A 20,304-nucleotide genomic window follows, 5' to 3' on the forward strand; every position below is an offset into this window, starting at 1 on the left:
CTGGTTGCGGCTCTTCTTTTGGGAGGAGTCGCTTTTTTGTTGCTAGGAGGTTGGCCCGTGGTTGATGGGGAGAATCGTTCTGAGCTGCTTGCTGCGGATTGGAATGGCGAATGGATGCGCCTGCAAGCTGGTCGGCGACGGGCTGATGATTCTTTTGAATGGGATAAGCGGGCTCGGCATTTTCGGCCGTTGGAGACTGCCCCTTATGCTCGGGATTTTATAAAGCTGTTGGCGTTGAAGCCTGGTGAGTCGGTGCTTGATATGGGGTGTGGGGCTGGGTCGATTGCTATTCCGCTTGCGCAAGCCGGGCATCCTGTGATTGCGGCTGATTTCTCTCCTGCTATGCTGGGCACCCTTGATGCTGGTATTGAGTATTACGGGCTTGAAGGCCACATTACGCCGCTTGAGCTTGCCTGGGATGATGATTGGGACCTAGTTGGGCCGATCGCGAAAGCGGTTGATGTTGCCTTTGCCAGTCGTTCGGTCACCACGACCAACCTCAAAGGTGCGCTTGCCAAGCTTGATCGTACGGCTCGTCGGCGTTGTGCTGTCACGATGGTCGCTAACTCCAGCCCGCGCTATGACCTGCACTTGATGAATGCCATCGGTGCCTCGGTTACCTGCAGTAATGGCTTTGTGTATGCCTTTAATATCCTCATTCAGATGGGTGCCCTGCCGCAGGTCACGTACTTTGAATCGCCGCGTCGCGATACCTTCGACAGCCTTGAAGCGGGCGTGGCGGACTTTTCCCGCATGCTTGAGCATGGCAACGAGGATAAGGTCGACCGTCTGCGCGACTACATCGCCCAGCACATGATCGAGAATCCCCATGCCGGTGAGCCGGGCTCCAAGGGCGTGCCGCAGGGGCGCTATATGCTCGACCATATCCGTAAGGTTCGCTGGGCGTTTATTGCATGGGAGCCGGTCTCTGCGCCCAGCTCATAGCCTGTTCGCAGCCCGCACCGCCCACTCATTCGGCATCCGCATTCTTTTTGAACTGGGCAAACGCGCTCCACACCGCGCCGTTCCTGCGTTATCGTGGGACAGCTCACGTAGATTAAGGCCCCGTCGCGGGGCGCCCCATACATAGAAAGCGAGAACCCATGGCACTGACAGGAGCCCAGGTCAAGCAGCTTCGCAGCATGGCCCATCACCTCAACCCCGCCATCATCATCGGCAAGTCCGATATTAATGAGGGCACCGTCGAGCAGACGGTCGCCTATCTGGAGAAGCACGAGCTCGTTAAGTGCTCCGTGCTCGATGGCTCCAGTCTTTCCGCCCGCGAAGCCGCCGAAGAGCTCGCCAAGCGCTGCCACGCCGAGGTCGTCCAGGTCATCGGCCGCAAGTTCTCGCTGTATCGCGAGTCCTCGCGCAAGGATATCGAGAAGATCAAGCTCGTCTAAGAGCCAATGATCCGGCGAGCCAACACATAGCAAGCTTACGGGTGCCCAAGTACTTCGGGCGCCCGTTTTTTTATCGCTCGACCAACACGCGATTGAGCCGCCCCTCCACCAAGCGCTCGTATAGACGCCGCGTCTCGGGCTCGGGCACGCCATTGACCTGCTCCCTCAGATGGTGCATATGTCCACTGTATAGCTCGACGATATCGCGCCGCCGCCCCGCCGCACTGTAGACACGCATGGCGCAGCGCACCATATCCTCACGCGCCGTTTCCTGTCGAAGCCCCGACTCCGCCAGCCAAATCGCCGACTGCAAATCGTTTTCTTCTAGAGCGGCATTTGCTCCCTTAATCATGCAATCGATGAACTTTGACTGCATAATGCGTCGCATACGCAAAAAGTAGGTGGGATTACAGCCATTGGGAACATACAGCGGTCCGGCATAAAGCTGCTCAATCTTAAGGCACAGCTCAACTAAATGGGGCCCGCGCGCACCCGTGCGATTTCCCAAAACCTCGCGGCTTATCTGGTCAAACAGCCGTACATCGGTCTTGACGTAGTCACTGTTGAGCCCAATGCATTCATTTTGGATGAGCACGCACGATTTGCCGTCCGGCGTCGGCCCCAAGGCCGAGCGCAGGCGTGATATCGTCGAGTACAAGTTGTTGCGGGCGCTATTGAACTCAGCATGGGGCCACAGTTCCATGGCCAGTGTCTCGCGGTCGACCAGCGCATCCATGCCCAGCGCAAGCCGTTCGGCGAGCGTTGCCGCTTTCTTGCGGCGCCACATCTTGTCCGTGATGGGAAACCCGTCGCGCTCGGCGCGAAACGCCCCAAACATGCGAATCTCGATATGTTCGATAGCATCGACGGCTTCAACCTCGCCAGCCTGAAACAGGCGCTCACCCTCCCCTTCCAGATCGTCACGCAGCGAGTACCGCGATAGCTCGCGCACGGGGAGTTTCTTACGAATTCTGGCCGCCGGCTCGCCCAGACAATGCATGGCAAGGCGTGCAAAGAGCCGATACGATGGCTCTAGAATCCCCGCGCGATTCATGGACATCCAGGCCGCAAGATCGCTATCTCGCCCCGCGCAAGCCAAATGCAGCGCCACCATCCATGCTTCTGCACCACCAACCTGCGTCTGGCTTATATCGAGCAGCTCCGCCTCCTCGCGCACCGAAACCATCGAGGTGTTACGCAGATACGCCGCACGCTCCAGCAGCAACGCATTGTCGCGCATGTATGCAATTGGCTCCTCAGCCAGTTTGAGCACCTGGACCGCGCGGAACTTCGCATTGACCGGCCGACCTTCTGCCAGCGATTGCCAGCCTTCTAGCAGCAGGCCAAACAGCTGAATCTGGTTGTCGCGCATGCGTACGGCAAAGCGATCGAGCTCGTTGAACGCCGCATCGTCGGTTACCGGCAAGCCGGAAAGGAGCCGCCGTGCCGCCAACACCATGCGCACCCAGATAGCCATCGCCTTGAGCCCACGTACGTCGAGCGCCTCCCGCACCACCGTCATCTCGTCGTCGCGCTCGTCGGTTCCCGCAAACGACCCGTCAAAAAGCTCCACCAGCATGCTGTCGGCCCGTATAACAATCCCCGCGATGTCGAGCTCGCAGTCGTAGGCCTTGCTCGTTTTGAGCTGCTGTAGAACGCCGCCGTCATCTCCCCGCTCGGTCAGGCAGCGCTTGACCTCGATATGCGCAGACAACATATCGAGCGCGGTATGGGATGTCTCGATTTCTGGCACGGCCAGGTTCGTAGGAAGCCCAAGCCCGTTGTCCCCATAGCAAACAGCCGTCAGTGTCTGGGCCACCCTCCATGAAACAGGGTCTATTTCGCAGGCCGCCCGTTCGCCCCCGCGCTCGATGACCGATGCCATATAGCGAGCGAGCTTTGTATTGGACACGCTGACCGCTGCCAGATATACGCCAAGCGCCTCGGCAGGCGTTGGCTCTGGAGCCGGATCCTCGGCATCGATCGTGCCCAGCGCTGCTCGGCAGATATCGGCCCCGTGCCCCGTCAGAGCCAGATCGACCCCATACTGCCCAGCAAGTTCAAGGACCGCTTCACGGTTCAAAAAGGCGTCCGCCAGGCCCATCGCCGCATCGCATCGGCCCGCCTTAAGCAAAATCCGGGCCGCCCTCGGAACAAGTTCGGGGCGAACCTCGGCCACCAACTTACGCAAACGCAAGCGTCCGTTATCCTCCGTGCCCAGACACGTAAAACTCCGCTCGGCGGGATCCAAGCCAAAGATCGGGTAGTCGCGTACAAAGTAGGACTGGTCGACCATCGACAGCCTCACCCCGCAAGCCTCGAGTTCTGCGATATTGCCCTCGCCCATCAAAATCATGAGACATGCCACGCAAAACAGCGCATTATTGTCGAGCGAAGCCAGATCGACAAGTGCCGCGCCATATACGTTGACAATCTCGTTTTCGAGCAGACCGGCTACGTCGCCTTGGCCATACAGACCCGTCTGCAATGCCGAGACGAGCTCGGGCACACCCTGCGTGAGCTGATAAAAGTCGAGCGATGTGCTGATCGAAAACGCCGATGCCCACGCCGAATACTCATAGGCATGCACCTTGAGCATCTGCGCATTGATCTTAACCGAATCGCCCAGCCCATGAATCAGCTGACGATTTGAAGGACGGCAGGAGATAAAGACCCCTACCCCCATGGCGCGCAGGCCGCGAATCCTGTCGATGAGGTCTTCGGTATCGCGCTGATCGAGGTTTGGCACATTATCAATCGCGATAAGGGAGTGCGGTTTGTCTTTGAGTTCTTCGGTAACCACCTCGAGCTGCATAAACACCTCGCGCCCAATGGCGCGATCGGCCTCGATAATCCGCACGGGGCCTCGCGTCGGGTCGCATTTAACCTCATGGGTGTACTGCAGCAGCACCGAGGTCTTCCCAAACCCGTCGGGCGCATAAAGAACCACGATGCCGGCCTTTCGGCCCTTGGCGAGAAGCTCATTCATCAAGCGTTCGCGTCGCACCATATAGCCAACGCCCAGCGGCATCAGCTCGAGATCGTCCATACTGCCCAAATCGTTTACCATGCCCGCTCCTCAACTCGACCGTATGGACACTGTAACCGCAAGACCATACAAGCCGTGCTATGAATAGAGCGACCTTGTGTTCTAGGTTGTCTTTTGGTACGCAAGCGGCAAGTTTTTGTACAGCGAGGGCCGATTGTTATTAATCCCCCGACTAATCGGTCTTTAAGCAGGTAAATGAGCTTGTCAGCTTGTCCCATCTAAGCGGCAGTGTAACGCAAATGAACAAGGTTCAGCCATGTCATTCAACTCGCCTAGCACCCGCTACCGTCTACGACCTTTTAGTGGCATTTTTGCATAGAATCTGGTATGGAATGAATCAACTGTTGGGCATCCGGCATTCGTCAAGCTTGCGGCAAGATTTTGGTCAAGTGGGCGGAAAGGGATAGCAAAAAGGCCCCCGCAAAGCGGAGGCCTTAGGCAAGGCTATGTCGAGGTGCAGGATTCGCGCTACTCGCAGAGCGAAAGGGCGGCCTCGTCGGCAACGACAACGCAGTTGGTGTGCAGCTGCAGGATCGAAGCCGGGCACGCGGGCGTAACCGGACCATAGCACATGTCATGCACGGCCTGAGCCTTGGCCTCGCCGTTGGCGACGACCAAGATCATGCGGGCATACATGATGGTCTGGGTACCCATGGTGTAGGCCTGACGGGGAACATCGTCGATACTGTCGAACAGGCGGCTGTTGGCCTGAATGGTGCTCTCGGTGAGGTCGACGCAGTGCGTGCCCTTGGAGAAGTGGTCATCGGGCTCGTTGAAGCCGATGTGGCCGTTGTTGCCAATGCCGAGCAGCTGCAGATCCGGGTAACCGGCGTCGGCGACGATCTTGTCGTACTCAGAGCAGGCAGCGGCGGCGTCGGGGTTGGAACCGTCGGGCACATGCGTGTTGTTCAGGTCGATGTTGATGTGATCGAAGAAGTTCTCACGCATGAAGTAGTGATAGCTCTGGGGATCGTCGTGCGAAAGGCCGCGATACTCGTCCAGGTTGTAGGTGCTGACCTCGGCAAAGTCGACGTCGCCCTTCTTGTACCAAGTAGCGAGCTGCTTGTAGGCTCCGATCGGGGTGGAGCCGGTGGCAAGACCCAGCACACAGTCGGGCTTGAGGATAACCTGGGCCGAGATGATATTAGCGGCCTTGCGGCTCATATCCTCGTAGTCTTTAGCTTTAATGATCTTCATTACGCGTCCTTTCTCGTACAAGAGAGGCAAGGCTCCCTTACAAGCACTTGCCCGCGGCCCGCGTCGGCCGCAACCAACGTGTGCGGCCACCAGGGCGAGGTCGCGTAATGTATGTGTCTCGTGTCTAGCCGCGTCGAGGCCCCTGCCCGTCCACGGTGACCCAAAGCCTTTTAGCTTCGGACAAATCCCATCTTGCCACTGAGGGCGTCCTCTTTCAAGGGCGCCCTCCGTAAACGTGTTTGAATTGTAGACTAATGGCCACGTGCACTTGCTAGCGCTCGCGAGCAACGATGAGCTGGTCCATCTCTTCGACATGCACGCCAACGGAGCCCTTGATGCTCGAGAACTCAACGGAGTTGCACACCAAGATGGGAACCGTCACATCGTAGCCCTCGGCAGCAATTGCCTCGCGATCGAACTCAATGAGCACATCGCCCTTATGGACGATGTCACCCACTTGCGCATGTACGGTAAAGTGCTTGCCCTCGAGCTGAACAGTGTCCAAACCAACGTGGATGAGCACGTCCAAGCCATCGACCGTGTTAAGCGCAACGGCGTGTCCCGTGGGAAAAATAGCCTCGACCTTGGCATCAGCCGGCGCGATCACGCGCGTACCCGTAGGCTGAATGGCAACGCCCTGGCCCAAAAGGCCGGTGGCAAACGTCTGATCGTTTACCTCGGAAAGCGGAATGACATCGCCCGAGATGGGAGCATCCAGCGTAAGGACTCGACCACGCATACCAAAAGACCTTAGGACTTTAGTGAACATGCTCCCCCTCGGACATACCAATCAACCAAAATAGCTTTAACAGTTTACCACTTGGCACCCGTTTTTGACCATTAGGGAAGTTCGCGCTTGACAACCTCGACGATGTCGTCGACAACACGCTGGGTCAGCTCGTGCGTCTCCGCCTCGGCCATAACGCGAACCAGCGGCTCAGTACCGCTCGGGCGCACCAGAATGCGGCCGCGGCCGTCAAGCTCCTTCTCGGCAGCAGCGACGGCGTCCCAAATGGGCTGGCAATCGTCCAGACCAGCCTTGTTGTCCGAATGCACGTTGACGAGTACCTGCGGGTACTTCTTCATGATGCCGGCAAGATCGGTGAGGGTACGACCGGTGCGCTTGAGCACGGCCAGCAGCTGCAGAGCCGTCACCAGGCCGTCACCGGTGGTGTTGTGCTCCAGGAAGATGATGTGCCCGGACTGTTCGCCGCCGATGACGGCGCCGTCCGCAAGCATACGCTCCAGAACGTAGCGATCGCCCACGGCGGTCTGAACCATCTCGAAGCCCTGCTCCTTCATAGCGATGGAGAAGCCCAGGTTGCACATGACGGTCGAGACGATCTCGGAGTTGGCGAGCTTGCCACGGGCGGCCAGGTCGGAGCCGCAGATGGCCAGGATGTAGTCACCGTCGATCTCATTGCCCTCACTGTCCACGAACAGCACGCGATCGGCGTCGCCGTCGTGGGCCAGACCGATATCGGCGTGGGTGCGCAGCACGAGCTCGCGCAGGGGCTCGAGGTGCGTAGAGCCGCACTCGACATTGATGTCGGTGCCGCAATAATCGGTGTTGATAGCGTGCACCGTGGCACCCAGGCGCTGCAGCGCGGCGGGCGTGGTCTGGCAGGAAGCGCCATGGCCGCAGTCGACGGCAACGACCAGGCCGTCGAGCCTCAGGCCATCAAGCGTATCGATGGCGTGGTCGACGTATGCCTTGCGAGCGTCCTTCATCTTGATGATATGGCCCACGCCGGCGCCAGTCGGCAGCGTGTCGGCAGCCATGGCTTCCTCGGACATGACCCAGGCGCTGATCTCTTCCTCGACCGCGTCGGGAAGCTTCATGCCCTTGCGGCTAAAGAACTTGATGCCGTTGAACTCCGGCGGATTGTGCGAAGCAGAGATGACGATGCCGCCGTCAAGCTCGTTTTGGACGGTGAGCAGCGCCACGGCCGGCGTAGGGATAACGCCGCAGCAGTGCGGGCGGCCGCCCTCGGCCATAATGCCGGCGGTCAGAGCGCTCTCGAGCATGGTGCCCGAAAGACGCGTGTCGCGGCCGATGCAAATGTCCGGACCAAGGAACTTGGTCGCCGCACGGCCAAGGCGAAATGCGAGGTCGCACGAGAGGTCGGCATTGGCGACGCCACGGACGCCGTCGGTACCGAAGATGTTCTGGGGCATAGGATCGCTCCTTCCCAAGTGGGCAAAACGCAGTCGCCCACCCTAGTCGAAAAAGAAAAGCGGGACCCGCCGAGCAATCGGCAGGCCCCGCTTGTACATTGTATCTCGTAAGGAGATAAAACCTTAGCGCTTGGAGAACTGGGGAGCGCGGCGGGCCTTCTTGAGGCCGTACTTCTTGCGCTCGACCACGCGAGCATCGCGCGTAAGGAAACCGGCCTTCTTGAGGTCAGCACGGTAGTCGCCAGCGTTCAGAAGAGCGCGAGCGATGCCCAGACGCAGAGCGCCGGACTGACCGGAGATGCCGCCGCCATCGCACAGAGCGATAACGTCGAACTGACCGGCGGTGTCGGTCACCTTGAAGGGAGCAAGGGCGTTCTCAACGAGCTGATGACGGCCGAAATACTGCTCGGCGTCACGCTTGTTGATGGTCACCTTGCCGGTGCCGGGGACGAGACGGACGCGGGCTACGGCGTTCTTACGACGGCCGGTACCCTGGTAGACAACGGTGTTCTCAGCCATCTTTAAGCCTCCAGCTCAATCTTCGTGGGGTTCTGGGCAGCATGCGGATGCTCGGCACCAGCGTAGACCTTAAGCTTGGTCATCTGGGCACGGCCGAGGGTGGTCTTGGGCAGCATACCGCGAACGGCGCGCTCGATGACCTTCTCCGGGTGCTTCTCCATAGCCTGGCGGAAGCTCTCAGCCTTGAGGCCGCCGTTGTAGCCGCTGTGGCGATAATAGGTCTTCGTGTCGGCCTTGTTACCGGTAAGCTGGACCTTATCGGCGTTGATGACGACAACGAAGTCGCCGCAGTCGCTGTTGGGCGTGAACTGGGGCTTGTTCTTACCGCGCAGGATCATTGCGATCTGGGTGGCAAGACGGCCCAGGACAGCACCATCGGCGTCGACGAGAACCCAGTTGCGCTGGACCTCGCCCTGCTTGGCGTAGTGAGTCGATTTCGAAATCACTTAGACTCCTCCATGTACAGTACGTGTTGTTACAGAGATTCACGGGGCTCTGCAAGTAACCTGTCCATATTACCCCGCTCGCCGTACGAGTCAACAGGTATTTTGGCTCCGACCAGAGTTTCTGCACATGTCATCCACGAGCCATAATTTTTCCAGCTCTTTAGCTGTTGTCATTTTTTGAGGGTTCGCCGTCGTTAGCGCTCAACGAACTCTTGGATTTCCGCGAGCAGGCGCTTTGCCTCCTGACGGCCCTGGATATATAGGTCCAAAAGCTTTGCCGGATCGCGCTCGACATGGCCGACCTCGACCGGCTTTTGCGGAGCGACGACCAACGCACGGCCCTCGCGCTCATACTTCCACAGGTGCATGCGCTGGATGTTGTAACGGTCGTGGCGCGTCTCGATAGCCTCGAGCAGGTAGGGGTAGTCGGCATAACGCGCACGCGCGGCCGGCAAAAACTCGTAGGGTTTTTTCTCGTACGAGCGGTCCTGCGTGACAATGACAACCGCGCGGTCGAAGCCCGCCTCCTCCAGCACGTGCTCGATGGGGATCGAATCGGCTACGCCGCCGTCGACGTATTTGTGCCCGTCAATCTCGACCGGCGGCGTCACCAGCGGCAGCGAGGTCGAGGCACGCACGGCGTCGAGGTCGAGCACTGCGCTTTTAACCGGGAGGTACGTGGCGGTTCCAAAGAGCATGTCCGTCGCGACGGCGTACATCTCGATGGGGCTCGCGTCGAACGTCTCGTTGTCAAAGGGATCCAGGCGGTCCTGGACATCGTTGAAGATAAAGTCGTAACCCACGATGGAACCCGTGGACGCAAACGATGCGGCGCCCATGAAGCGGCTATCGTTGCAGAAAGCCAGGTTGATGCGGTTGGCACGGCCGATCTGGTGCGACTTGTAGTTCACGCCGTTGAGGGCGCCGGCCGATACGCCATATACCGCCGGAATCTCGACGCCGGCCTCCATGAGAACGTCAAGCACGCCCGCAGTAAACTGCCCGCGAAAACTACCGCCCTCCAGGACGAGCGCGACCTTGCCGGCGTTCTTTGCCTTATCTTCTGCAGTCATATTGACCTCCTGCGATTGCGTTTTGGCTTTCTTCTACCCAGTTTTAGGATGGCGAGCGCGCAGGTTTTTGAGCAGAGTTCGATTCTCCGCGGTACGGGGGATCCGTTGATGCTGGGCGAGGCCAGCTGAAATTCGATAAACATCGCATCTGTTTTGGGTTGGGGCTTTGCGCGGAGAATCCGCGTATTTGCTTCGCAAATCCGCACCGGCTTCGGCCGCCTGCCGGCGTCCTCGCCCGCGGGCTAAAAACGCTTACGCGTTTTCTTTACGCCCGCGCCCTGCATAGAGTTCGATTCTCCGCGGTACGGACTAGAAATAAAAAGGCAGGTAGATACGAATATCTACCTGCCTGTTACTTATGGTGGAGGCGCGGAGAATCGAACTCCGGTCCACGAAAGCCCCCTGATTGGCATCTCCAAGCTCAGTCGCTGGTTTAGTCTCGGACGCTTTGCGCGCAGCGACACGCTCGCGGCATCCTAACCGGTTCGGTCTTAGCCTGCGCCATACCGATTACGTGCGCAGGAGCATTCCCCTAAAATGACGTCGCGCCGGTGTCGGGGAAATCACCGGGTTGACGCGCCGCTATAATCTAAGCAGCGAGAGCCATAGGCTCAAAAGAAGAGTTGTTGTCAATTCAATTTGACGGTACCCCTGTTTAACGAGGCGAGGAGACCTCGGCTTGCTTCCTCTCTCAGGGCTATCGTGTCGAAACCAGTCGCCCCCGAATGTTGGGAAAGTCTGGATGGTATCGGGTCTGCAAACACCCGATAACCGTCGACTTTTCAAGGAACACGCGGGGTGAACCCCGCTCGTGGATAGCTATCTTACCACGTTCTAAAGGCAGACAGCTGTTCTATGCACGAGCTGTGAAGACCCCAATGTGCGCCGCACTTCACACTTTTGCTACCGATCGCGTCACGTATATTTTCGCCAAGCAAAATTGACCCGTCGAAAGGACCGTCATGGATACCAAACAGCAACTCGTCAATGCCCTCGCAGGCCTGGGCTCAACCATTACCGAAGCTATGGATGTCATCGAAGGCTTTGTCCCCTGCGGACATCCCGCCCTCACGGTATCGAACGCACTCGTCGCGCTGGACGCCGACGATAATGCAGCTCTCGCCCAGCAGCTTGAGACCGTCGAGGGCTTTATCGACCACGTGAGCGAAAACCGCGGCGTGACCGCCTACCACGGCGTCGAGGTCGAGCTCGCGGGTCCCAAAGCCGATCTGCTCGCAGCAATCCGCGAGGTAGGCGCCCTTATGCAGACCGCAGGCGTCAAGAACACCCAGGTCAACGAGTGGGTCTACCGCAGCCTGGCAGCACTAAACGATTCCGACGAAAAGGCTGCCGAGCAGCTCGCAGAAAGTCCCGCCATCAAGGCCGAGCTTTTGTAAATAGCAGACGCGGGTCCCTTGGCGCATCGTCGTCCAAGAGGCCCGCAAACAGTTCGCGTCAACCGATAGCCGCGCCGCCGCGTTCGGCCAAAGCAAGAATCGGCATCATTTGACGCGGGGTCTTTGCTGCAAGATCGGCATGTTCGAGCAGCTTGCGATCGTTAGTTACCAAGTAATCGACCTGGGCGCGTTTGCATGCGGCGAGTACCAAGTTGTCCTCGTAATCGCGATGGAGCGCTAAGTATTTGTCGGCCAGCCAAAGGTCCGACGCATCTGCACCCACGACCGTGGCGTTTTCGGTCATGTTCCGCACAAACACCAACGCCGCATCGCCAATCGCGCGGGCAGATGCCTCGTCGAGCGTTCCCCCGCTGGCAAGAACGCTACGCTTCAGCTCGTGTTGGACAACGTATAGCACGTCCTTAGCGATATGCACCGGAAAGAACAGCAACGCCCGCGTATCCGTCGCCTGCCCAATAAACGCACGCGCGGCAAGCGACTCGGCATGGTCGACGCAAAACGAATCAACCCATACGTTGGCGTCCACCATTATTTTGAGGGGAGCCCCGCTCACAGGATCATCCCCTTTTGGCGATAGCGCTCGTCCATGGCTTCGGAATAGATTGCGTCCCAATCGCGATCGTCGGACACGGACGACGTAGCGATGCCCAAATCTGCATAAAGCCGGTCGGCCGCTGCCCATGATACGGAGAACGGAGTATCGTGCGCGACGGTCTGTTGCCGACCATCAACGGCAGACAGCACTTCCTCACACTGCCCGCCACCCTGTGCGACCTTGGCCACGACCTTTTTGATGAGCTCGGGCAGTGACCTGCCCGAAAGCTGTAGCGCTTCCTCGGCGCGCTCTTTAACCGAGCGATCTACGCGAACATTCACCTGCGCCATGCCGCTAACAGCACCCACGTTGATCCCGCTCCCTTCAATTGCTAGCACCGCTATCAACACTATATAGAGAAGCTAGCAGATGGTCAAAATCAGAACCACCCTTAAAAAGGGTGGTTTGCTCTTAGGGTATAACCCACGGGCTCCGGGCTCGCGTCTAAAGGCGCGGGCCCGGACTTCGTCCAGGCCTAGTGCATCTTGACCCGTGGCGTGCCGGTCGAACCGGCGGGGTCACCTCCTCTTGAAGGGGTCCTCGTACTCCTTCACGCCCAGCTTGTCCAGCGCGATGTCGTGGGACTCCTGCTCCCTGATGTACTTGGCGATCGTCGCCTCGTTCAGGCCGACGGTGGACACGTAGTAGCCCTCCGCCCAGAACTTCCTGTTGCCGAACTTGTACTTGAGGTTGGCGTGCCTGTCGAATATCATCAGCGAGCTCTTCCCCTTCAGGTAGCCCATGACGCTCGCGACGCTGTACTTCGGCGGGATCGCCAGCAGCACGTGCACGTGGTCGGGCATCAGGTGCCCCTCGATTATCTCGATCCCCTTGTACTCGCACAGCTTCCTGAGGATCTCCCCTATGTCGCTCCTGATTTGGCTGTAGATCACTTTGCGCCTATACTTCGGCGTGAACACGATGTGGTACTTGCACATCCACTTCGTGCGGGAAAGGCTGTAGGCCTTCTGGGCCATGGCGACCACCCCTTCGACTCGAATTCTTGACGGCCTGAACAATCGTCAATATCGGTCGGAGGGGTGGCTTTGTAAAGCCGTTTGTCTCCACCCGCATAGCGGGTGGGTTGAAGCTGGCCGCTGCGCGCCCAGCAGACTAAAGTCTTGAACGCAAAAGGCCTGCGCCCAGACGACACAGATGCCGTCTGGGCGCAGGCCAGATAACGTGAGCGAACACGTCTGCTAACGCAGGTAAGCCTTCGCGTTGCCCAGGCTGTAGGCAATCGTCGAGCCGTTGTGCAGCAGTGACGACGCCTGCGGAGTAATCATGCCGGTAATACCCAATGCCAACAGCGCCGAGTTGGTGAGCATCACCTTGGAATACGAACTCGTCAGACGATCGATGAGTCCCTGGCTCATGCGGCGCAGGCGAACAATCGCATCGAGTTCCGTATCGGTCAGGATGATATCGGCGACCTCCTTGGCGATGTCGCTTCCACCGCCCATGGCCAGACCCACATCGGCCAGGCCCAGCGCCGGTGAGTCGTTGACGCCGTCGCCCACCATGGCAACGTGGCGTCCCTCGCCCTTAATGCGCTCCACATACGCGTACTTGTCCTCGGGCAGCAGCTCGGCCTTAAACTCATCGACGCCCGCCTCTCGCGCAATGCGCTCGGCCGTGCGCTCGGAGTCGCCCGTGAGCATAACGACATGCTTGACGCCCAGCGCATGCAGGTCGGCGATGGCCTCGCGGACCCCGGGCTTGAGCGGATCCTCGATGCCGAGCACACCCACGACCGTGCCGTCGACCGCCAGATACAGCGGCGACAGGCCCTGCATCTGGGACTCGATGCGCTCCTTAATGTCGGACTCGAGTTGCGCGCCCTCATCCTCAAACACAAAGTGTGCCGAGCCAATAATTGCGCGACGACCCTCGATGGACGAGGCGATGCCGTGCGCCACGATGTACTCGACGGCGGCATGGCGCTCGCGGTGCTCGAGCCCGCGCTCGCGGGCGGCGTTGACCACGGCACGCGCCACCGGATGCGGAAAATGCTCCTCCAAGCAAGCGGAAAGGCGCAGGATCTCGTCCTCGCTCCAACCATCGGTGGTGAGCACGCAGGCAAGACGCGGCTGCGCCTCGGTAAGCGTGCCGGTCTTATCAAACACAATGGTGTCGGCCTTGGCAAACGACTCAAAGTACTTGGCGCCCTTGACCATAACACCCATCTTGGCAGCATCGCTCATGGCGGTCATGACGGCGACGGAGCCCGTGAGCTTGAGTGCGCACGAGTAGTCGACCATCAGCGCCGCTGAGGTCTTGATGAGGCTGCGGGTAGTAAGCGCAACCAGGCCCGCGAGCAGGAAGTTCCACGGAACGATCTTGTTGGCGAGGTCCTCCATGTGCGACTGGCCCTCGGACTTGAGCGAGTCGGCCGTCTGCACGAGCGAGACGATTGAGCGCAGTTTGGTTTGCGCCGTATTGGCGCGCACGCGCACCAAGATGCTGCCGTCTTCCACGACGGTACCGGCGAACACGTCGTCGCCCACGCTGCGCTCGACGGCCAGCGGCTCGCCGGTCAGGGTCGCCTGGTTGACCATGGCGCTCCCCCGTTCGACCACACCGTCAATGCAGATGGACATGCCGGTGCGTACGGCGACCAGATCGCCGGGCTCGAGCTCGGTCGCAGCAACGCTCACCTCGGTGTCGCCGACGACCTTTTGCGCCTTGTCGGGCACATCGAGCAGCGAGTTGATGAGCTCGTTTTCGCTCATGGCGCGGGTGTAGTCCTCGAGCAGCTCGCCCACGTTGAGCAGGAACATCGTCTGGCCCGCAGTGTCGACATCACGCTTGACGAACGAAATGCCGATGGCCGAAGCGTCGAGCACAGGAACGGTCAGGCGCGGCTGTGCCAGCTCATGAAGGGCAGCGCGCAAAAATGCCATGTAACCGGCCACGACAAACACCGCACGCAGAGGCGTCGGCAAGAACCAGCGACGTGCGTAATGGGCGCCGACGAGTGTCGCCAGGTCCATAACGAGTTTGTGCTTGCGCGGCTCGAGTTGCATCACGTAGCCCGACTTGGCATCGGCGATAGCTTGAGCATCGAGCGCGCCCAAGGCGTCGAGCACGCTCGCGCGGCGCGGCTCGTCATATTCGAGCGCCATCTGGCCAATACGGCCATAAACGCGCACCTTGTGCACGCCGTCGATATCGCCGCTGAGCTTAAGAAGTGCGTCGAGATCGCTCTCTGGCACAGGACCCGCCAATTGAAGACGGGTCCTGCCAGGGATCTCGCTAATAATCGAGAATCTCATAATTTGTGCCTGAGAGCGTTACTCGGCTGCCTCGTCAGCAGCGGCCTCGCTCTGGGTGATGTAAGCAGCCTCGGCAACCATGTCGTCGACATTAGCCTTGGCCTGCTCGACCATGTCCTGGTAGCCGTTCTTGATGCGCATGCCGCACGCGATACCCTGCACGCAGGCATTCTTTACCGGAGCGCTGGTAAGCAGCTTGATGCCGGCCGTGCCAAGCAGAAAACCGCCACCGACAAGCAGGGTGTTAAAAGTCGACTTCTTCATGTTGCTTCTCCCTTTTGCCGCACAAGCGCGGCATGGTGCCTTAGCACCCGAGTTCATTAGTTTGCTCGAGCACGCTTTTGAGACTAGTTTAGTCGAACTATTATGGTCAACCAAAGTTAACCTTTGGAAATCTTGGTCCCCTTTCCTACAGCTGCCAGGCAGCCGCTTCCTTTTGCAGTGCGACCATGCGGGCAAATTCTCCGCCTGCCGCCTTAAGCTGCGCCGGAGTGCCCTGCTCGGCAACCACACCATCCTTGAGCACAACGATTTTGTCGGCATTTTCCACCGTACGCATACGGTGGGCAATAACGATAACCGTCTTACCTGCAAGCAGACGGGAGAGTGCCTGCTGTACCACGGTCTCATTCTCCACATCCAAGCTTGCCGTCGCCTCGTCCAGCAGCACGATGGGCGCGTCTTTGAGCAGCGCGCGGGCGATGGAGATGCGCTGGCGCTCGCCACCAGAGAGTTTGGAGCCGTTCTCGCCGATCATGGTGTCGTAGCCCTGCGGCATGCGGCTCACAAACTCGTCACAGTTGGCGGCACGCGCGGCCGCAAGCACTTCCTCATCGGTGGCATCACGACGCCCGAGGCGGATGTTTCCCATCACTGTGTCGTCAAAGAGCAGCACGTCTTGGAACACAATGGCGTAGTCGCGCAGCAGCACCTCGTGATCGACGCTCGCAACATCCACGCCACCCACGGTGACCGTGCCTTTGGTGGCATCCCAAAAGCGCGCGGCCAGGCGGCTCACTGTAGACTTACCGGAACCCGAAGGACCGACCAGTGCCGTGACTTCGCCTTCCTTGGCGGTAAAGCTCACATCGGTAAGAACTTTCTCGCCGGCGCGGCCGTCCTCGCCCGCACCATAGCCAAATGCCACGTGATCGAACACCACATCGTGGCCCACGGGCTCAAATTTCTCGCTGCCCCGCGCCACAGGCTCTTCCATGATAGAGCGCATACGCTTAGCTGACGACTCGGCGGCAAACAGCTCGGACACCAGCATCAACGCCTGGTCAAAAGGCGCATAGATGCGGCTCACCATAAGCAGGAAGGCAAACATCACCAAAAAGTCGACCCGCCCCGAGGCAACCATCGCGGCACCCGTTACCAGCGTGGTGGCAATGCCCAGACGCAGGATGACAAAGGCGGAGTTGACCAAAAGCCCGTTAACGAGTTCTCCCTTAGTGGTCTCGCGCTCCTCGACATCAATCACGGCGCCGAGTCCCTCAAGATAATAGGCCTCCTGGTTGGTAGCGCGGATCTCGCGCACACAATCGAGCGTCTCCTGGATCGCCTCAGTGACTTTGACCTTCTCGGCGCGAACACGGTCGAACACCGGGACCATGGGACCGCGCGTCAAATACAGCACGGCAAAGGCCACGGGAACGCTCCAAAACGCCGCGATCGCCAGCTGCCAGCAAAAGAACAGCGACGCCACGAACACAATGGCGCTTGCGATGATCGCACCCCAAAGCTCTCCCAGCACGTGGCTGTAGGCGTGCTCCATGGTCTGGACGTCGCCCATAATGGTCTCGGTTAAATCGGCCAGATCACGACGACCAAAAAACGACAGCGGCAGTTTGCGCAAACGTTCGGCGATCTCCATACGCTGCTTGCCGCATTCCTCGTAAAAGATGCAGTAGGTGTAGTAATACTGCTGCCAGTTAGAGGCAAAGAGCAACACGAAAAAGACCAGGAGGCCGCCCACAATCGGCAGGGCATCCGGCAGGTCAGCCCCGCTGGCGAGATGCTCGACAAAGCCGGCCATAACCAGGAATAAAAAGCCCATGCCGGACATGGTAATGAGATTAGTGAGCGTGGTCCAGAAAATGCCACGTTTTACGCCGGCGACACCTTTATCGGATAGGAAATACTTCTTTTGGAATGAGGCGAACATTTAGGCCTCGCCTCCCTTCGTGACGGCGGCATCCGCGGTCGCTGCAGTGATTTTCCAGCTCGCAGCCTGTTCGTATTCGGCCCACATCTTGGCATACAGACCCTCTTGGGACAGCAACTCGGCATGGGTACCCGACTCCTGCACGCTGCCCTGGTTGAGCACCACGATTTGGTCTGCGCCCACTACAGTCGAGAGTCGGTGCGCGATCATAATGACCGTGCGGCCCGCCGCCAGCTTGCTAAAGGCGCGCTGGATGAGCGCCTCGTTCTCGGGGTCGGCAAACGCCGTGGCCTCATCGAGCACCACGATAGGCGCGTCTTTAAGGATCGCGCGGGCTAATGCCACGCGCTGGACCTCGCCACCCGAAAGATATGCCCCGCCGGCGCCGAGCATGGTATTGATGCCCTGTGGGAGCTTGGCCACAATGTCGTCGCACTGAGCTGCGGAGAGGGCCGCACGCACCTCGTCGTCAGTGGCCGCAGGCTTGGAGGCGCGCACGTTATCGGCAAGTGTTTGCCGGAACAGCTGGTTGGTCTGGAACACAAAGGCGACCTGGTCCATAAGCTCGTGCGGATCCATATCGCGAACGTCCACACCGCCTACGAGCACTCGACCCGAGGAAACATCCCAAAAACGCGGGATCAAGCTTGCGCAGGTTGACTTACCACCGCCCGAGGGACCCACCAGCGCAAGGGTACTGCCTGCGGGGACGTTAAAGGTTACGTGGCTGACGGCAGGTGCTTCGGCACCCTCGTACGTGAAGCTCACGTCCTCAAAGCGCACATCGCTGCCAACAGGACGCTTAGGCTGAGCGGGCACCAGAAGTTGCTCAGACTCCATGATGCTTCGGATGCGCGCCAGCGAATCGGCACTCATTTGAGATGCCTCGCCCACAAACATAAGCTTGGTCATGGCTGTGGGCACCACGGCCGAAAAAATCGCGTAGAAGGTGAAGTTTGTCAAAAAGTGCGCAAAATCCGTCTCGCCCGGAGCCAGCAGCAACGCCACGGGCAAAAAGAATGCCACGAGGCCGTTGAGCGCCGTAAGATTGAGCACTTGCGGGCCTCGACAGAACGTGCCCGAATAGTTTTGTGCCATATCGGCGTATTCGGCAATCGCATCGTGGAAGGCCTTAAAGGAGTAGACCGTCTGCTGAAACACCTTGACCACAGGGATGCCGCGTACGTATTCGGTGCCGGTCTTGTTCATCTTGACCAGCGCTCCCATGTAGGCCTTCATGAACTCGGCGCCTTTGCCGCCCATCATGGCGGCCATGGCGCCAAGCGAAATGGCCACCGAGATGAGGCATGCCGCGCCCAAGCGCCAATCGAGGGCGAAAAGCAGCACGAGCAAGCCCACGACCATGGCAGCGGCGCCTGCGATATCGGGCAGCATGTGTGCGAGCAAAGTCTCGGTGGAGGCGGCACATCCGTCTACAACACGACGCAGCTCACCGGTGGCGTGCGTGTCAAAGTAGCCAAGCAGCAGCTTAAGCAGGTGCTCGCTCGTAGTCTTGCGGATATTGGACGCACAGCGAAACGCGGACAGATGCGTGCACATGAGCCCCACGAAATAAGCTACGATGCTTGCCAGGGCAAAACCCACGGCCCACCAGCCATACATCGCGATGTCGCAGGCTTCGCTCCAGTTAGGCGCCACGGCGATCAGATCGCGCGCGACAAGCCAAATGCACACGTACGGGCCAAAGCTCAGCAGCTGCGAGAGCGCCGAGAGCGCCATGCCCAAATACGTTAGGAATTTGCGGTCACCGGCATACGCGAGCAACTCGCCGATGCCTCCACCTTCCCTTTTTGATCCCTTTGCCATGAGATTCCTTTCTAACGGCTTGAGAGTTAACCGTACTCAACTTATCATTGATATGTTAGCCAAGGCACACAATCGAGCCAGGCGTGGACGTTTTCGCAAAGGAAGGGGACGCTTTTGAAAATGCATCGGGCTGCGACCGACATAACTGAGCTCTACGCACCACAGTTTGAGCAGTTTGGCCTGGAGCTTTCCGGCAAGGGCGCTGTCTTTACCGGCGAGGTGGCAAACGATCGGGCGCACGGACGCGCATGGATCATGCCTCTCTCCCCTGTCTGCATTGTCATGGAGCATTTCATCACCCCGACGCACGATATGTACCTGGCCGAATACACACCCGAGCCGTACGCCTGCGTGAGCGAAGTCAGCGCGCCCACACTTACATGCATGCCCGAGACTGGCATAACGCCCGCGAACCTCAAACCATCGCATGGACCGTGGCCAAACAATGCCGTTTGCAGCTTTATCCAAGATAGCTGTGGCGAGGAATTAAGCCCGCTGTTTGCGGGGGAACTTTATCACTCGCGCTCGGTGCTCTTTTTGCCTGGATATTTTGACGAACTGGAGCACCGCTATCCCACCGAGTTCGCGGGAATCTTTGAGGCGTTTGCCGAGCCATGGCACGAGGAAGCGACGTCTGCCATCTATCACACGCTGCGCCGGATTAACGAGGACCGTGCCCAAACCGTAGGCGGACACGTCTATATGCAGGGCATCGTGGAGACCATGGTCGCGGAGCTCGCCTGTTCGCGCGCGGCCCACAAGCAGGCGCGGCAGGCGGCAGACACACGCGTCAGCATAACCATGGCCGAAGAAGCAACGGCAATGATTGAGCGCACGCTCGACAAAGGCAGACATGTGGGTATCAACGAGGTGGCCGAGAGGCTCTACACAAGCCGCTCCAAACTATGCGCCACCTTTAAGGCCCAAACCGGCGAGTCCCTGGGCGCCTACATTCGCAGACGCCGTATGGAGCGAGCGCAGGACCTTTTGGCAGATAGCGCGCTCACGATAGCGCAGGTGGCAGAGCGTCTAGGCTACCCTCAGCAGGCCGCCTTCGCCCAAGCCTTCAAGCAATACACCGGCATGACACCCACGGCTTGGCGAAGCAAGCATCGCTAAGGCCCAAGCTCCCTGGCCGTAACGGAGCGATTAATTAG

18 protein-coding genes and 1 other RNA gene are annotated in these 20,304 nt (G+C 59.3%); 4 read left to right on the top strand and 15 right to left on the bottom strand.

Annotated elements, in window-relative coordinates:
* Positions 1-114 precede the first annotated feature (114 nt).
* Positions 115-945, top strand: a complete 831-nt coding sequence (locus tag OIL77_02590) for a methyltransferase domain-containing protein (GenBank protein ID HJI44311.1) — start codon at positions 115-117, stop codon at positions 943-945.
* A 158-nt stretch (positions 946-1,103) separates the two neighbouring features.
* Positions 1,104-1,403 carry a YhbY family RNA-binding protein gene (locus tag OIL77_02595; GenBank protein ID HJI44312.1) on the top strand — a complete coding sequence of 100 codons (300 nt, stop codon included), beginning with the start codon at positions 1,104-1,106 and terminating at the stop codon, positions 1,401-1,403.
* A gap of 70 nt (positions 1,404-1,473) precedes the next feature.
* Here the strand turns inward: OIL77_02595 and OIL77_02600 are convergent, their stop codons facing one another.
* From OIL77_02600 to ssrA, 8 genes are all read right to left on the bottom strand, one after another.
* Complete coding sequence (locus OIL77_02600) at positions 1,474-4,473, bottom strand: hypothetical protein (protein HJI44313.1); 3,000 nt, start codon at positions 4,471-4,473, stop codon at positions 1,474-1,476.
* Between the two features lie 447 nt (positions 4,474-4,920).
* Positions 4,921-5,649, bottom strand: a complete 729-nt coding sequence (nagB, locus tag OIL77_02605) for a glucosamine-6-phosphate deaminase (protein HJI44314.1) — start codon at positions 5,647-5,649, stop codon at positions 4,921-4,923.
* A gap of 271 nt (positions 5,650-5,920) precedes the next feature.
* Entirely contained in the window at positions 5,921-6,418 is a 498-nt protein-coding gene (locus OIL77_02610) for a PTS glucose transporter subunit IIA (GenBank protein HJI44315.1), read from the bottom strand.
* Positions 6,419-6,489: 71 nt separating this feature from the next.
* Positions 6,490-7,827 (bottom strand): phosphoglucosamine mutase, encoded by a 1,338-nt coding sequence (gene glmM, locus OIL77_02615; protein HJI44316.1) that lies wholly within the window; start codon positions 7,825-7,827, stop codon positions 6,490-6,492.
* Between the two features lie 123 nt (positions 7,828-7,950).
* Positions 7,951-8,346 carry a 30S ribosomal protein S9 gene (gene rpsI, locus OIL77_02620; GenBank protein ID HJI44317.1) on the bottom strand — a complete coding sequence of 132 codons (396 nt, stop codon included), beginning with the start codon at positions 8,344-8,346 and terminating at the stop codon, positions 7,951-7,953.
* Between the two features lie 2 nt (positions 8,347-8,348).
* Complete coding sequence (rplM, locus tag OIL77_02625) at positions 8,349-8,792, bottom strand: 50S ribosomal protein L13 (GenBank protein HJI44318.1); 444 nt, start codon at positions 8,790-8,792, stop codon at positions 8,349-8,351.
* A 194-nt stretch (positions 8,793-8,986) separates the two neighbouring features.
* A complete protein-coding gene (locus tag OIL77_02630) occupies positions 8,987-9,865 on the bottom strand; it encodes a patatin family protein (GenBank protein ID HJI44319.1) in 879 nt (292 codons plus the stop codon).
* 359 nt (positions 9,866-10,224) lie between these two features.
* Positions 10,225-10,588, bottom strand: a transfer-messenger RNA (tmRNA) gene (gene ssrA / locus OIL77_02635).
* A 239-nt stretch (positions 10,589-10,827) separates the two neighbouring features.
* Here ssrA and OIL77_02640 point away from each other — a divergent pair.
* Positions 10,828-11,262, top strand: a complete 435-nt coding sequence (locus tag OIL77_02640) for a hypothetical protein (GenBank protein ID HJI44320.1) — start codon at positions 10,828-10,830, stop codon at positions 11,260-11,262.
* Positions 11,263-11,320: 58 nt separating this feature from the next.
* On the opposite strand, the gene OIL77_02645 is transcribed toward OIL77_02640, so the two are convergent.
* The 7 genes from OIL77_02645 to OIL77_02675 form a co-directional block, all read right to left on the bottom strand.
* Positions 11,321-11,836 (bottom strand): PIN domain-containing protein, encoded by a 516-nt coding sequence (locus OIL77_02645; protein ID HJI44321.1) that lies wholly within the window; start codon positions 11,834-11,836, stop codon positions 11,321-11,323.
* A complete protein-coding gene (locus OIL77_02650; GenBank protein HJI44322.1) occupies positions 11,833-12,186 on the bottom strand; it encodes a hypothetical protein in 354 nt (117 codons plus the stop codon). Before OIL77_02650 ends, OIL77_02645 begins: the two co-directional genes overlap by 4 nt.
* 210 nt (positions 12,187-12,396) lie before the next feature.
* Positions 12,397-12,855 carry an IS200/IS605 family transposase gene (gene tnpA, locus OIL77_02655; protein ID HJI44323.1) on the bottom strand — a complete coding sequence of 153 codons (459 nt, stop codon included), beginning with the start codon at positions 12,853-12,855 and terminating at the stop codon, positions 12,397-12,399.
* Positions 12,856-13,077: 222 nt separating this feature from the next.
* Complete coding sequence (locus OIL77_02660) at positions 13,078-15,093, bottom strand: heavy metal translocating P-type ATPase (GenBank protein ID HJI44324.1); 2,016 nt, start codon at positions 15,091-15,093, stop codon at positions 13,078-13,080.
* Positions 15,094-15,171: 78 nt separating this feature from the next.
* On the bottom strand, positions 15,172-15,417 hold the full coding sequence (locus OIL77_02665) for a DUF6110 family protein (protein HJI44325.1): 246 nt from the start codon (positions 15,415-15,417) through the stop codon (positions 15,172-15,174).
* 145 nt (positions 15,418-15,562) lie between these two features.
* A complete protein-coding gene (locus tag OIL77_02670; GenBank protein HJI44326.1) occupies positions 15,563-17,320 on the bottom strand; it encodes an ABC transporter ATP-binding protein/permease in 1,758 nt (585 codons plus the stop codon).
* Positions 17,321-19,147, bottom strand: coding sequence for an ABC transporter ATP-binding protein/permease (locus OIL77_02675; GenBank protein ID HJI44327.1), 1,827 nt, complete (start codon positions 19,145-19,147; stop codon positions 17,321-17,323).
* A 120-nt stretch (positions 19,148-19,267) separates the two neighbouring features.
* Here OIL77_02675 and OIL77_02680 point away from each other — a divergent pair, with 120 nt between their 5' ends.
* Complete coding sequence (locus tag OIL77_02680; protein HJI44328.1) at positions 19,268-20,266, top strand: helix-turn-helix transcriptional regulator; 999 nt, start codon at positions 19,268-19,270, stop codon at positions 20,264-20,266.
* Positions 20,267-20,304 lie beyond the last annotated feature (38 nt).

Source organism: Coriobacteriaceae bacterium, from assembly GCA_025993015.1.
GTDB lineage: Bacteria > Actinomycetota > Coriobacteriia > Coriobacteriales > Coriobacteriaceae > Collinsella.